8 protein-coding genes are annotated in these 14,806 nt (G+C 57.9%); 3 read left to right on the top strand and 5 right to left on the bottom strand.

Going from position 1 to position 14,806, the window contains the following annotated elements; all coding sequences use genetic code 11:
• The first annotated feature begins 43 nt into the window (after positions 1-43).
• Together HNR24_RS06055 and HNR24_RS06050 are read left to right on the top strand one after the other, a co-directional pair.
• The gene (locus HNR24_RS06055) at positions 44-1,102 is read left to right on the top strand and encodes a hypothetical protein (protein WP_220477168.1); all 1,059 of its coding nucleotides are present in this window, start codon (positions 44-46) and stop codon (positions 1,100-1,102) included.
• Positions 1,092-2,555, top strand: coding sequence for a hypothetical protein (locus HNR24_RS06050; RefSeq protein WP_182495310.1), 1,464 nt, complete (start codon positions 1,092-1,094; stop codon positions 2,553-2,555). The genes HNR24_RS06055 and HNR24_RS06050 overlap by 11 nt, the downstream gene beginning before the upstream one ends.
• Before the next feature lie 105 nt (positions 2,556-2,660).
• Here HNR24_RS06050 and HNR24_RS06045 read toward each other — a convergent pair whose 3' ends face one another.
• Positions 2,661-6,611, bottom strand: coding sequence for a PDDEXK-like endonuclease domain-containing protein (locus HNR24_RS06045; RefSeq protein WP_182495309.1), 3,951 nt, complete (start codon positions 6,609-6,611; stop codon positions 2,661-2,663).
• A gap of 84 nt (positions 6,612-6,695) precedes the next feature.
• Between HNR24_RS06045 and HNR24_RS06040 the strand changes: the two genes are divergently transcribed.
• Complete coding sequence (locus HNR24_RS06040; RefSeq protein ID WP_182495308.1) at positions 6,696-7,238, top strand: hypothetical protein; 543 nt, start codon at positions 6,696-6,698, stop codon at positions 7,236-7,238.
• 38 nt (positions 7,239-7,276) lie between these two features.
• Here HNR24_RS06040 and HNR24_RS06035 read toward each other — a convergent pair whose 3' ends face one another.
• The 4 genes from HNR24_RS06035 to HNR24_RS06020 are packed head-to-tail and all read right to left on the bottom strand — an operon-like array spanning position 7,277 to position 14,739.
• Positions 7,277-8,017, bottom strand: a complete 741-nt coding sequence (locus HNR24_RS06035) for a M48 family metallopeptidase (RefSeq protein WP_182495307.1) — start codon at positions 8,015-8,017, stop codon at positions 7,277-7,279.
• Positions 8,004-11,090 carry a type I restriction endonuclease subunit R gene (locus tag HNR24_RS06030; RefSeq protein ID WP_182495306.1) on the bottom strand — a complete coding sequence of 1,029 codons (3,087 nt, stop codon included), beginning with the start codon at positions 11,088-11,090 and terminating at the stop codon, positions 8,004-8,006. Before HNR24_RS06030 ends, HNR24_RS06035 begins: the two co-directional genes overlap by 14 nt.
• Positions 11,087-12,310 carry a restriction endonuclease subunit S gene (locus HNR24_RS06025; protein WP_182495305.1) on the bottom strand — a complete coding sequence of 408 codons (1,224 nt, stop codon included), beginning with the start codon at positions 12,308-12,310 and terminating at the stop codon, positions 11,087-11,089. The genes HNR24_RS06030 and HNR24_RS06025 overlap by 4 nt, the downstream gene beginning before the upstream one ends.
• Complete coding sequence (locus HNR24_RS06020; RefSeq protein WP_182495304.1) at positions 12,307-14,739, bottom strand: type I restriction-modification system subunit M; 2,433 nt, start codon at positions 14,737-14,739, stop codon at positions 12,307-12,309. Before HNR24_RS06020 ends, HNR24_RS06025 begins: the two co-directional genes overlap by 4 nt.
• Between the last annotated feature and the right edge of the window lie 67 nt (positions 14,740-14,806).

Here is a 14,806-nt window from a genome sequence, read left to right as displayed (position 1 = left end):
TGTCCCGTCCGTGGTGGGTGGGGAATCGAGTCCGAGACGATTCGTGTCCGCGGTCACCGGTATCCTCGTGCCGGATAAGAGGACTGCAAGAGGAGCGTGGAGAGCGATGGTTAAGCGACCCAGAATTGACACCCCCAAGGTCGGCCTCGGTAAGACCGCCGGGGACATCGGCAGATTCGCACGTAATACTTCGGCTCACCTCGCTGAGCAAGTCGGAGATTTCAAGGACTCTGCGATGGGCAGCATTGAGAATCTGACAGACAAAAAGCCAGATGAATATGAGGAGGCCATCGCCGAGTACAACAACGCCTTCACCCTGATGAGCGATAAAGGTCTCTCTCTTCTATTGCAGAGGGAGCGTTCCACCGACCTGATCCAGCTCATCGAAGACATGGTGAACAGCATCGCTAACACACCCAAATCCTTCGACGTCGACCTCGAAGAGATCAAGTTTCACAGGATCAGTTTCCTAGAGGCGGAGCAATTCGGTCTGAGGGACCTCGAAGCCGCCAGACAGTCGGCATTCAGCAGCGGAGCCGGGTTTGCCGCAGGTGCTGCTGTCGCAAGCGTGGCCCCGACAGCGGCTATGTGGGTGGCTACAACTTTCGGAACGGCATCAACAGGGACTGCGATCTCGACGCTGTCTGGAGCCGCAGCGTCACAGTCCGCGCTGGCTTGGCTCGGAGGCGGTGCCCTGGCCGCTGGTGGTGGAGGCACAGCCGCCGGGGGTACGTTGCTGGCGTTGGCCGGCCCCATTGGATGGACGATCGCAGGCGCCACCCTGCTGACGTCCATCGCGCTCTTCGCAAAGAAGAAGTCTGAGAACCGCGAAGCAAAGCAAGAGGCGCTGACCTCGGTGAAACAGAACACGGCCTCAGTGAAACGGATGGATGCACAGCTTGGAGACCTCCTCCAGCGCACCGAGGATCTTCGCGAACGACTCCGGAACAGCTACCGACAGTCAGTCGGGTTCTCCAACGCTGATTTCCGCACCTTGACAACGCAGCAGCAATCCCTTTTGGTGGCGATAGTAAACAACACCAAAGCCTGCGCGGCCCTGCTCAGCAGTCGTATCGACGCGGAGCCAGCCCATGACGAATGAGAAAGACAACCTCGCGAAGAGCAATCAGGAACAAGCCGTTGCCGCCTGGGTGAACCACCTGAACCAGATTCGTTTGGACACATTGTTGAGCTCGCTCAGGCGCCAGGACACCAACCTGCGAGACGCCTTGAGAAGCATCGATGAGGCAGTAAGGACCATCAACCTGGAAGTGGTGTTCACCAACCGCGGCGGAGTCAAGGGGATGCATGGCTTCATCGCTGAAGTTGCCGAAGTAGGAGTCGGCAATGCTCGCAGTCAGGTTCAGGGCCAGGGTGCTGTCTATCAATGGATAAACAACAACAGCCCTGTTGACCTCGTACGCGAAGGTCTCGGGATCCAGCAGAAGTTCGTGGCATCCGGTGGGCGTCTTGGACTGGGCGCAATCTCAGAACATCTCTCGAAGTACCCCGACTTCCTCGCCGACGGCGGTAAGTATCAGATACCTCTTGACCACTACGAGGCGATTCGCGCCTTGAATGATCTGCCCGCTGAGGAGGCCGGCAAGTTCCTGACGCGGAGCGGTGATGGTCCCTCGCTCAAGGATTGGCAGCGGGTGCGCGACTTCTTTGCCGACGGGTCTGTGAGCATCGATGCCCTTGAACCGTCGACGCTGGAATATCACCAGGTACAGAGGGAGGTCTACGAGTCCACTTTGGGGGCGGAGCGCAATTCTCTGCACTCCACGGACCGGTCGCTGCGCGATGAGGCCTATCAGCAGAGCCGCCCCTCACTGCGACAGGCGGGAACGGCGACCGCCACAGCCGCGGCGGCCGAAGGAGGGGCTGCTCTCGTACTGGCATTGGCCGCCAAGCGTCGGGAGGGCAAGAAGTTCAAGGACTTCAGCGAACAGGATTGGATCGATGTTGCGAGCGCTACGGGACTAGGTGCGGTCCAGGGTTCTGTTCGTGGTGTCAGCCTCTACGCGCTGTCGAACTTCACGGCCACTCCAGCAGCGGTGGCGAGCTCCATCGTGACCGCTGGATTCGGGATCGCCGAGCAAGCGCATCTGCTGCGCGTCGGGAAGATCAACGAGCTGGAATTCATCCAGAATACTGAGCTGATCTCATTGGAGGCTTCCGTCAGTGCGCTGTCTTCCGTCCTCGGGCAGATACTCGTCCCGGTCCCGGTCCTGGGTGCAGTGATTGGCAATACCGTCGGCACCGTCATGTACCGAGCGGTCTCTACCTCGCTCTCTGAGAGAGAAGCCGCACTGGTCGAGCGCTATGCACAGGAACAGCGGGAGTTGGATGCCCAGCTGGCTTCTGAGCAACAGGAGCTTCTCGAGGCTCTCGAGTCGACCCTGACGGACTACATAGACCTGTTGGAGAGGGCGTTCTCGCCAGACGTGGAGATTGCTCTAGCCGGGTCTGTGGAACTCGCCGTGGAGCTAGGTGTGGACTCAGAGGACGTCTTGGACTCGCAGGAGAAGGTCTCTGCCTATTTCCTCGACTAGCGAGCTATCTCCAGCCGTCCAGCTGCCTGTCGGCCCAAGATCGCGAACAGGGCCGTCTTGGTGCAACACGGCTCGCCTCCCCGGTGAGTGAGCGGGAGTGTCATCTCAGGAGGTTCCCACAGCTCGCACCTCCGACAAAGCCCTCTGCTCTTCCCGTTGCTTCTTCATCTCGCGCTGCTCGGCTCGCTCTTCAGCCCGTCGGCGCATCTCAGCCAACCGATCCCAGAGGGGCTTCATCGCTGCCTCCGGATCGAAGTAGTACTTTGATGCACGAACCCGCCAGAAGGTCCATCCCAGCCGCTCCAGGACCCGCTGGCGGCGCACGTCGGCGTCCCAGGCGTCCGGCCCGTGGAATGAGTCGCCATCACATTCAATGGCAAGGCGTTCCCCGGGTGCGACCTGAACCACGAAGTCCAGACGGTACCGGCCTACGCGGTACTGCGGCTCCACGTCGAATCCCCGCTGCAGCAACTGCCTCAAGACATCGCGCTCGAACTGGGAGTCGGTCTCGTCGTAGAGGTCGGCGGAGCGCTCCTCGCGGCTGCGGCTCCGGCCGTACTCGATGAGCGCAGCGCGTTGATCCTCATGGTGCAGCGTCTTAGGGTCCATGCTGTGGAAGATCCACAGCTGATCCCGGGCGCGTGACGCTGCCACGTTCATCCACTGGGCGTTGTGGCCGGAGGTGAAGGCGAAGGAATTGTCGTGAGCGACCATCGAGATGAACACCACGTTGCGCTCATCGCCCTGAAAGTGAGGGGGTGTTCCCACACGCAGCTGACGAGACTCGAACTCTTCTTCACCGATGCGTTCGCGGATCATGTCCTGGAGGTGCTGAGCCTGCGGTCCGCTCATCATGGTGACGACGCCGAAGGTCAGCCCCTGATATTCAGGATCGGCTACACATTTGGCCAGGGCATCGGCGAGTGCACCCGCCTCGTCAAGGTTGATTCGTTGTGCGCCGCGTTTCTCCGAGACCGCCTCAGGGACATGGACCACCTGGACCGGCTCGCCGATCTGGGGCACGGTGACCTCGCGCAGCGGCTGAATTCCGCCGCTGTAATACCTGTTGCTGAACTCAATGATCTCTGGGACGCAGCGGAAGTGTTCGCGCAGCGCGATGGTCGAGGGGTATGCCCGACCGGCTAGGGAATACAGCGACTCGTCAAGGGTGAGCAGTTTCGCGCCGGGAATACCACGCAGATGCTGGTCCTGCAGCTCGGAGATCTTGTCCACCCGGACACCCACGCGCTGCGGAGAGGTCTGCTTGTCATCACCGACCACCACAGTCTTCTTGCCCAGTGCTAGGACGCCCAGCGTCAAAAGGTCACACTGCGAAGATTCGTCCACGATCACCACATCGAAGAGATCTGAGACCTGCGGATCGAAGTTCTCCAGCACCCTGTGTACCGGCATGATCCACACGGGCATCGCACCCATCGCCGCGGGCAGCGCCTCACGGGCCACCGCCCGAAATCGCGGAGCGTTCTTGCCGGTCCCCTTGCCGATCTTCTTGACGGCAGTCAGCCAGGTATCCAGGGCACGGCGCTGCTGATCACGCAAGTTCCGTTTCAGTTCCACGCGCGCCGAGCGGCTGGCAACATCGATGACAGCATCGGAAAGGGTGCGCGTCACCTGTTGCGAACGGTCCATCAGTGCTGAGACATCTGTGGATGTATGCAGCGCCTTCAGCCAGGTTCGCGCTTGGGCGAGCTGCCAAGACTGAGCAGCTCCGGTGTAGTCCGGAGTGATCTGAGGGTCAGCCCGGGAGTGGAGGACTGCGGAGGCCCATTCGGGAGCCCCGCTGTCCTTGATCTTCTGGATCAAGTCGGTGTACCGCAGAACGAGTGTGCGCACCCTGCGCAGCCGCTGCGCTTCGGCCGTGCACCGATCCCATTCCTGAGGGTTGCCAGTGTCTACGGCCGAGCGCAGGGCCTTCCAGAGCGGGGACGCGTCTTGGGACCGCGACCGTTCTGAGAGCCGGGTGGTGAGCTGATCAAGCTCAGCGGAGACTGAACGTTCCTCGATCCGGGCTGCGGCGTCATCGAGCAGCCCCGCCGTGTGGCGCACGATCGCGGGGTTCAGGGAGGAGTCGGGGAGCGGCACCAACTGGCCGAGGAACATACGCAGCTCCGGGTAGGTTCCGGACCAGAACGCCAGGACCTCGGAGACGCGCTGTGCACGCGAGCTTGCATGGAAGAGCGTGGCGTCACCGACGGCAGGGACCGGAATGTCGGCTGGCGTGTAGGTCTGGGTCATCAGTCGGTGAATTTCAGCCAGCAGGGCCCGTAGACGCACCTGCCACCCCGCGAGATCGACCTGCCCAGCGGTGGTGGGACTGTGACCATTGATCGTGACCTGTGCGCTGAGCTCTTTGAGTTCGCGTGCTGCGAAAATCGAGATCTTCTTGCCCGCCTGTAGCCGTTCAGACCACTGCTTGAGCAAGTCAAGCTGGAGGGTCGGGTCACCTTCGGGGACCGAGGCGGTCACGCCCACGAGTTTCGAGGCCATGTCCTGGGCCGCGGAAATACGTTCAAGGAGATGCGGGTTGTGCTGCTGCACCCACGCCACCGAAGTGCTTCCTTCGCGCACGGAGGCGGCGAGCACGTCTTCCCAGTCGCCGGTGATTGCGTCCATCTCTTGAGCCCGGTCGCGCAGGGTGGAGGCCTCGGCACGGAGTCGTTCCAGGCTCCAAGAATCGAGAGACTCTACTCTCAGTCCGCTGTCTTCAAGCGTGGTGACGCGTTGGCGCAGTCCGTCGAGCCTCTCGAGGGTCGCGGCGATCTCGTCTCCGACCGGCACCCAAGACTCGGTGGGGAGATCCTGTACCGCCGCTGCAGCGTCCTCTGGGGAGATGCTGCGCAGCGGGCTGACCAGCTCTGCGAACTCCTGGTGATCCAGTGGGAAGGAGGTGTCGGCGTCGAGGCTGTCCGGGATGACGTCGAATTCACGGTTCTCTGCTAGCCATTGCGCCACTTGCGGGGCTTTGGCAGGTCCGGAGGGGAGAGGGAATTCACGCTGCTCGCTGCGCAGCGCCTCGACCAGCGAGGCATCGATCCGGCGGAGCTCTTCCCGGAGGCCGTCGATCTGATGTCCGCGTTCGGCGATTAGTGGCAATTCGCGCTCGATTTCGAGCGAGGACAGCGAATCCTGGGTGGCTTGCACCGCAGACCTGAGCTGTTCCAGGGCTGCCGGTGTTGACCCGAGGACCGAAACCGACAGGTCGCGCAAGGGTTCTGGAATCTTGTCGCGAAGGACTGAAAGCGCCTGTTCCTTCTCGGCCGTAACCAGAACTCGCTTGCCCTGAGCAACAAGATGGGAGATCAGGTTGACGATAGTGTGAGACTTTCCGGTCCCGGGAGGGCCTTGGACCGTCACTCCGCGGGAGCGGGCCAATTGCCGCGCGATCCGTTCCTGTTCTTCATTGGTAGGCAGTGGCATGAGCAGCCGGTCTGCGGTGCCGTCGTCGACGCCGGTTGGTTGGCCCTGCTCCACGAGCGCGCGGTCTACGTGGTCGTTGTCGACCACGAGGGAGGCTAGTGCCTCCGGGACAAAGTTCTCTGCCTGAATCTTGTGGGCGAGTTCATCGTAGAAGCGTTCCTGGCGCAGCGGACGATGGCGGCGGAACAACACCCAGCCGTCGTTTAGCTGGGGCTCTGGGCCGGGTTTCACCGGGTCGGTCGAATCGGAGAGTGTTGCGTCGAGGCCCATGGGAGCGACGATCTTCTCGCGGAGGGTCAACCGTGCCTCTGAGGTCGTCAGGTCGATCCCGGAATGCCGGAGTTCACCGCGCAGCGTATTGAGCGTCTCCACACCAGGCAGTCCGATGCCCTCGACAGCATCCAACTCCATCTCCGAGGTCCCATCGGCGATCACGCGAATCGAGGCGTCCTGCTCATCCACTTCGACTGTGGCCCGAGTCGCGATCAGTGGGGCGACGACGGTGGCCTCTTGGCCGCGGTGGCTGAGTAATAGTTGACCCCAGACCAGTTCATGGGTGGCAGATTCGGTGGCCATGTCATGGTGCAGGTGATGGAGGTTGTTGTAGATCTCTCTCACGCGAAGGTCGAGTCGGGTTCGGACCGCCCAGGGTTCCCAGCTTGACTGCTTCCAGCTGTCGAACTCTTCGCGGATTGCACGGCGGTGGGCCGAACGCTCTTCATCGCGCTCACTGTGTCCCTCGTGGTCATCAGGGGTGTCGGGAATCTCTCGCCGGAGTTGTTCCTCGAGGGCGGCATCAGTGAGTTGAGGTTCCGGGTCAGGAGTCTCAACTTCTGTTGCGCCGAGGAGTACACGCAATGCTGGAGGTACGAAGATCGGATCCGGTGCCTTGACCCGCTTAACACGCAGGTATTCAGAGGTCTCATCAGTCAGCTGTACGGTGATTGCCGGATGTTGCGGGACCTGGGCTGGGAGCAGCGCAAAATCGTGGCCGTGCACGTTCCGGACAGGCGCAGGCCCGATCTCGCGGGCCACTGCGGAGAGGTACTCCAGGAGGTTAAAGCTTTTCTCGACAATGGAATCGCCTGCCGAGTGGGATTGGAGGTCGCTCAAGTAGAAATTCCTCTGCCGGTAGGGAGCTTCTGTCGATTTTTCGCCGCCAGAATCAGGTACTGGATACTCATAAACCGAATTTCGCTACTTTTCACAGACTCGACCTCTCCTTCGTTGACCTGGGAACGCTGAGGTTACTTGTGTGAAGAACCTTGTTGCGACCGCCATCGTCAAGCATCGGTTCGCCCTTCTTTCCAGAGCTCCTCGGCCAGGGGAGCGCGATTTAACTCCTCGCGTCTCTGACTCCAATCCGGCATCACCGAAACCAGCAGAGAAGTGAAGCGTTCGCCGTGGCTGCGTTCAAAGTAGTGCAACATCTCGTGGACGACTATGTACTCCAAGCAATCGGGATGCTTCTTGGCAAGTTCGGCGTTGAACCACAAGTGATGGGTTTCGCGATTGCATGAACCCCACTTCGTCTTCATCCGGCGGATACTCCACTTGGGGACCACGGCGTCTAGTGTCTGCTCCCATTCGGCAATAAGAGTCGGCAGTTCTTGGCGAAGCTGCTCCCTATACCAGCGCGAAAGTGCTTCGCGACGCTTGTCTTGCGTGACCGACGCCGCCACGAAGAGAACCAGTCGGTCACCCTGAATCTCGATATGGGTTCGACCCGGACGCTCGACTAGTTTCAGTCGTTTCCGTCGGCCCCAGACGTAGTGGGATTCTCCAGTTAGCATTTCGCGTTCACTTTGGCGCGGTGTTGCCTTGAGCTCTTTCTGTTGACGCTTAATCCAAGACAGGCGCTGTCCAATGGCAATACGCACTTGGTCGTCGTCGAAGCGCCGCGGGGCCGCCACGCGAACTCGACCCATAGGTGGGTATACACCTATATGGAGGTTCTTGATGTCTTTGTAGACCACATCTACGTCGATGCCCCTAACGGTCAGGTATGCACTACTGGTACTCATCGCGTGCCTTCAATAGCTCGAACAACTCATCAGTACGGTCGAAGTCGACAGGAAGTACTTGTTGCATCTCTCGAAAAATAAGTCGCTCCTTCATTCTATTTCCGACCCATCCGTGCGGTTTGGTCTGGTTCACAGTGCGATCTACCACCACTGCAAGGTCTTCGCTACCCCAGAAAAAGTCGATCAGGGCGCGCTTGCCGCCATCCGTGGCCCAGTCGGGATACTTGGTATCAGATTCCCGGGTGCCAAGTTTTTGTGCTGCGTCGATCAATTTATCCAAGTACGTCTGGTAATCCAGCGCCTGCGCGCGACGCTCAGCGAGAATCGCATCGAGCAGTTCGCTCATACTGTCGTAGTACTTCGGGTTCATGGCACGCTCGTCAATGATGACTTTGCGCATGTTGTTTGCGATCGTCTCGGCGACTGCTTCTGGGTCTTTCTTCACGCGCTCTGGCAGCCGGTCGATTGCCTTGTCTCCAAGGTTGACGATTAGTTCGATCAGGCCCGCGTCTCCGAAATCCGTAACAGTCTTAGCTGCGTCCGCGCGGATGTAGCGATCCAGTAGCACGCGCATATCGGCCTCGTACTGCTTGAAGTCGACATCCTCACCAGCGCCGAGCTTCACTTCAGCGCGAACGTCCGCGTACAGAGCGATCTCTCTCTTAATAGATTCAGTCTGCGCGTCCGTGAAGCCCGCTTCAACCATCTCGTTTGCCAGGTTGGCGTAAGCACGAGAAACGGCTGACACAGATTTGTAGAGTTCAACACGCTTAGGCTCGTTAGACTTAATTTGATCTGCGTCCCCTGGTTCTGACGCACAAAAGTAGTGCTGATATTCCCGGGTACCACGAGGCGCTTGCACCGGCTCACAGATCGCGCGGACTCGCTCTAGTGCTTCATCTAGGTCTTCCCGGGCGGTCCGGATGCGATCCTTCAGAAGGCCGTCGATGTCCTTCTTTTCGTAACCGTCTAGGGCGCCGGACGTGTAATCCGTAATTGCGTTCTCGAGTGAATTGAAAAGGTCCTGGTAATCGATGACGTAGCCGTAGTCCTTGTCGTCACCATCGAGCCGGTTCACCCGGCAGATCGCTTGGAACAGACCATGATCACGCATCTTTTTGTCGATATAGAGGTAGGTAGCACTGGGTGCGTCGAAACCGGTCAATAACTTGTCAACTACAATAAGAAGGCGCATCTGGCCTGGATTCTCTACGAACTGCTTCTTGACTTCCAGCTCGAACTGCTCCACCTTGCGCATGGCGGTGTCCTCAGACTCACCGAAGTAGTCACCCAACATGCGACGGTAGATCTCGTATTGACGGAGATTCTCAGTCTTACCAGCCCCCGCATCTTCTTTAGAGATGTCGGTGGCGTTCGGGGTGTAGCTGGTCACGATCGCGCACTTGCCTCTGAAACCGGCTTCACAGAACATCTCGTAGAACTTGCATGCCTGGTAGATGCTCGAGCCCACCAGCATGGCGTTCCCACTCTGGTTCATGAGGCGTGGCTTAGTTTCCATGTCCAGGAGTATGTCCTGGACTATTTGCTGCGCTCGCGAAGCAGAAGAGTTGACTTTCTGCACCGTACCCCAGCGCTTCTTGAGTTCCGCCTTAGACAAATCCGTCATGCCTCGGGTTTTCGCGTCAAACCACTTGTCTACCGCCGCATGGGAGACCAGTGACTGGTCCACGTTCCGTGCCTCATAATTGAGGTCAAGCACAACACCATCTTGGACAGCCTCGTCAAACTTGTACGTGTGAATGAACGATCCGAAGGTTTCGATACTGGTTGCCTTGTCAGCTTTGAGCAGCGGGGTACCTGTGAAACCGATGAACATAGCTTCTGGGAGCAGCTGCTTCATGGCCGTATGCATCTTGCCGGACTGGGTTCGGTGAGCTTCGTCTACGAATACGAAAAGATTGCCTTTGGCTCGAAAGTCCTTCGGAACGCTTGCGCCAAGCTCACGCAAGAACTGCGCGTCACGGTTGCCGCTACTCTGCTCGATATCCGACGCTCGGAACTTGTGGACTAGCGAGCATATAAGCCACTCGCTACTTTTGTTGAGGGTTTCCAGTAGATCGGTGCCGCTTTTGGTTCGATAAATCTGCTCGTCTACGCCGTTGAAGACGCCCTCGATTTGCTCGTCTAGTTCAGTGCGATCGGTAATGAGCAGCACCCGAGCGTCTGGCTGGTTTTCGCGGATCCATTTTGCCAACCACACCATGGTCAGCGACTTACCAGAACCCTGGGTATGCCAAATGATTCCGCCCTCACGTTTGGCCAGTCTTTGCTGCGATGCTTTCACTCCGAAAAACTGATTGTGACGCGCGGTTTTCTTCACCCCGGCGTCATAGACCATAAAGTCGTGGATTAACTCAAGCAGCCGGTGCTTGCTAGTCATTTGGAGCAGGGCACGATCCAGTGGATCGGCAACTTTCGAAGGTTCCTTCCATTCCAGCCAATACTTCGCCGGAGTTCCGATGACGCCGTAGCGCAGACCTTCGACATCATTGCCAGCAAACACCAGCTGCACGGTCGAGAAGAATGAACGAATAAAGTCTGGCCGCTGATTGCCGATCGTCTGCCGAACGCCCTCCGATACGGCGACTTTCGAGCGTTTCAGTTCAAGGGTTGAGACTGCCAGACCGTTCACGTATAGCACTACGTCCGGACGCTTGCGGTTCACGCCTGCGACTGTGACCTCTTCGGCCACAGCGAAGTGATTCGCTTCAGGAGTAGTCCAGTCAACCAGCCAGACCGTCTTTGACTGTTCTCCTACACCGAGACGCACCTTCACCCCATAACGAAGCAGCTGGTATACCTCGCGATTTGCTTGGTACAGATCGTGGCCGGTGCCGACTGAGGCAGCTTTCGTCAACTCGTGCAGGGCTCGGTCAATAAGACTGTCGTTATAACCGCGAGCACGAAGATTCTGGGCCAGCAGGGCAGACTCAATATTCGAGCTGCGCTCTTCATACTGCCAATTGCCAAGGTAGTCATACCCTAACTGGTCACGGAGCAACGTAACGATGCGCTCCTGAGACCTGCGTTCAATCTGGCCCACATCACTCATGTCGAAACCTCTTCGACGGGCAGTCTCGTGCGACCAGTCAATAGTTCCTGCATCATGCCCGACTTGATGCCGCGGGTCTTGACGAGACGTCTCCGTAGTGTGTCAATCTCGCGATTTACGTCAGCTACTATGCCCGCGATCGCCCGTTGTTCCACGACATCGCGCGGGTAAACAACATTCTGATCGAGCACGCCGCGTCGAGACAAACCGAGTTGCGCGCTTCCAGTCACTTTTGAGCGAAGTGAGGTGTTGACCTCATAGGAGTTGATCGCAAGATTTAAGAAGGCAGGATCAATATTTCGCGGCGTCAGTGCATAAACATGGTCTGCCAGCACGTAGGTGTGATCCCGCTCGATCAGTGCTGTGCGCCCTATTATATTCCCGCCACCAATGTCGTCCTTAGGCATCACCAGTTCACCGGCGCGAAGAAGATCAGAACCATCGTCGCTCCTACGCGATACGACAAGCTCGGAGTTGCGTGTCACTGAACCCATATCTACAACCCAGTAGCGACCACTCTCTATCCTCCGTTTTGGCGCGCCGCTGCGCATCGAACAAAGCTGGCCAATGGACTCTTCTCGCCAACCTCCGGAGAAACCAGGGAGGCGGGTCTCACCCCCCAGGAGTTGTTGCATCACGCCTTGTTTGATCGCCTGCTTTTTGACGATTCGGGATTCGAGGGCCGAAATCAGGCTGTCTGCATCCGCGAGGGCGCGCGCTATTGCGACCTGTTCACTCTTCGATGGGAGAGGAATGACTGTGGTATTCGCATTGGTGATCGTGTAAGTTCCGACGGTCGACCCCGCTGAATTACCAAAAACCTGGTCAAGAACAAATGGCGTCCGGTACAGCTGTTTAAGAAAAGCACTGTCAACGGAAGCGGACGCTTTGAGCCAGATGATATTTCCGTCCTTGAAGTAGAACTCATCTCCGGCTTGAACTACATACGTCTTGCCAAGTGTTCCAACACCGGTTACTAAGAAATCCCCCGGACTTGGAGCTCCGTACATTTTTCGATATCGGTCAAACATGCCGCGATCGATGAACAACTCGTTATCGACGCGGCCCCTATCGCCAAGAATCGCCAACTCGCGGGCTCGGTAGAATGGGACCCCAGTCGGCCGCCAGTCACGCTGAAACACGCGTTTGCTCGACGTGATCTCGAAGTGGTCTCCGAGACTTACCAACTCCCAGTCGGTAGGCGTATACGGGACACTCACGACTTGACTCCCATGCTGTCAAGGTGCTGGGCGACCTTCGCTTCGAGCTTTTTCAGTTCCGTGTCTAACTCGTCAGCGGTCTCGGCGTAGCGTTCGCCCAGTTGCTGAATTCGATTCACCAGATGGAGGGTGAGCGCTGTTACTTCGCCGTCGACTCGATTGGAGATGGTTGCGTACCACTTGTCGTGGAGGACTAGCGTCTGAACATCCGCTTTGGTGAAATCGCCGTACTTTCGCAGGATCTGCTCGTCGAATGTGGCCTGGGCTTCCTTGGCGGACTTCTTGGCTACGGCTTCGGTGTCGTAAAGCGTCACCAGGTGCTGGAGTGCCTTTATTTCGCCGGCATCGCCCTCGTGCTTGACCTCCCGGAGCCGCTTGGTGACGAGCACCTTGTTAATCTTTTCGTCTTCCATCGCCTCGGCGAGCACGCTGTCTTCCGTAGCGTGTTCTTCAATGTACTCCTCGACCGCGCGGCTGGCTTCATCTTGGGCAAGGTGAAGCTCATTGATGCGTACCTGTTCGGTGGCGAAGTGGCGAGCGACGACTAGCGCAGGCGGGATGAGGTCCATCTTGTACCTTGTGGCCTTGCGCCCCAGTCCGAGCACCAAGTCGGGGTTTTCGGAGAGTTTGCGGTCCTTGTCGTCGATAGTTTTGCGTGGCTTCGCGGCCTCAACCCAACCCTCGTTCATCAATAGAAAGACGTCATCGTGCATGACATCGTGCCAGTACGTCATAAGCTGCTGGTAGACGTCATATTGGTTGAGTAGTGCAACCGATTTGAAGCGCTCGAGAAAATCCTCGCTAAGAGCTGCGATCAGTTCGACTGGCTTTGTGTCAGGACTGATCGCTGTCAGTTCGCTTAGGTGCCCTGCGAACCAATCGGATACGATGCCCGTCACCTGATTTCGGAGATTGTGAAACCCAGCAGCGTCGAGGATTCTTTGTTGCACCTGGCTGACATCAATAGCGAGGTCGCTATAGCCGGGTCGGTTCGGCTTGAACAGCTGGCTGCGTAACCGAGGAAAGGGTCCCCAGTATTCGTTTAGCGCGTCAAGGTCCGCATCGGGAATGCCGCCGTGCAGATGTGCATGAAGATCCTGTGTATCCTCGGGATCCGATGAGTCGATATAGCGGGGGATGTTGAGGTTGAAGTTGTTCTTCGGATCGGCGATCTCGCTTATAGGTACCATCCGCGAATAGTGCTCGACTTCGATGCCTTTATTGAACGCATCAACGACTTTGTGGATATCCTGGCTGCGCAGGCGGTTTTTGTTACCGTCCTTAATGAAACCCTTGGACGCATCGACCATGAAGACGCCTCTCCGCGATCGGGAGTGTTGCTTATCAAGAATCACAATGCAGGCCGGGATGCTGGTGCCATAGAAGAGATTTGGCGGCAGGCCAATGATGCCCTTGATGAAACCCTGAGTGAGCAGACGTCTGCGAATGCTTGCCTCGGAGTTTCCGCGGAAAAGCACACCGTGCGGCAGAATGATCGCCGCTTTGCCAGAAGACTTCAGCGACTTGAGGGCATGGAGTAAGAAGGCGTAGTCGCCATTTTTCTCAGGCGGGCGACCGTATTCAAAGCGTCCGTAGTCGTTCTCCAAACCATTGCTCCACGACTTCGTGGAGAAGGGTGGATTCATCACCACGAAGTCAAATGTCCGCAGCGTGTTGCCAATGGCGTGCTGCGGGCTAGTGATGGTGTCACCTTTCGCAAGGTCCGCGATCTCATGACTATGAAGGATCATATTCATCTTGGCCAATGCCCAAGTAGCGTTGTCTTTTTCTTGGCCGTATATCGTCATGCCGCGCGGCGCCTCGGCGGCGGCCTTCAGCAGTAGCGACCCCGATCCAGCGGCGGGATCGTAGACAGTTTCATCTTGGCGTGTATGGCTTCCGATTCCGACGACTTTGGCAAGGACGCGTGAGACTTCCGAAGGTGTATAGAACTGGCCTTTGCTTTTGCCCGACTCAGTGGCGAAGTGCCTCATGAGGTACTCGTATGCATCTCCAAGAAGGTCATCTCCCTCGGCTCTAGAGCCGCGGAAGTCGAGATCCTTGAAGATCGTCACCAGTTTGGAAAGACGATCCTGCATCTCCTTGCCTCGGCCGAGCTTTTCCTCGTCGTTAAAGTCCGCTAGATCGATGACATTGCGAAGGTCGTTTGCCTCTGCCAGGCGGCCGATGATCTTGTTGAACCGATCGCCGATTTCCTTGTCGCCCTTGAACGCCAGCATGTCGTCGAAGGATCCTCCAGTTGGCACATCGATCAGGCTGCTGGGGTCCGTCTTGGCCTTATCGGAGACATATTTAACGAATAACAGGGTCAGAATGTAGTCCTTATACTGGCTGGCATCCATACCGCCCCGTAACTGATCGCAGCTCGCCCATAGGGACCTGTAGAGATCTGATTTCTTAAGAGCCATTACCACGCCACCACCCTCGAGCCGCTTGACTGTGCAAAAGTTGACTGCTGATACATATGATTCTCCC

Origin of the sequence: Nesterenkonia sandarakina (genome assembly GCF_014138825.1) — a bacterium.
Lineage (GTDB): Bacteria > Actinomycetota > Actinomycetes > Actinomycetales > Micrococcaceae > Nesterenkonia > Nesterenkonia sandarakina.
Note: the sequence above shows the minus strand (reverse complement) of the source record. Positions and strands in the feature narration are given on the sequence as shown.

Bases quoted from the DNA above. Each gene is read 5' to 3' on its own strand.
- HNR24_RS06030 (WP_182495306.1), bottom strand. From the start codon at position 11,090: ATGAGTGATGTGGGCCAGATTGAACGCAGGTCTCAGGAGCGCATCGTT.
- HNR24_RS06050 (WP_182495310.1), top strand. From the start codon at position 1,092: ATGACGAATGAGAAAGACAACCTCGCGAAGAGCAATCAGGAACAAGCC.
- HNR24_RS06035 (WP_182495307.1), bottom strand. From the start codon at position 8,017: ATGAGTACCAGTAGTGCATACCTGACCGTTAGGGGCATCGACGTAGAT.
- HNR24_RS06020 (WP_182495304.1), bottom strand. From the start codon at position 14,739: ATGGCTCTTAAGAAATCAGATCTCTACAGGTCCCTATGGGCGAGCTGC.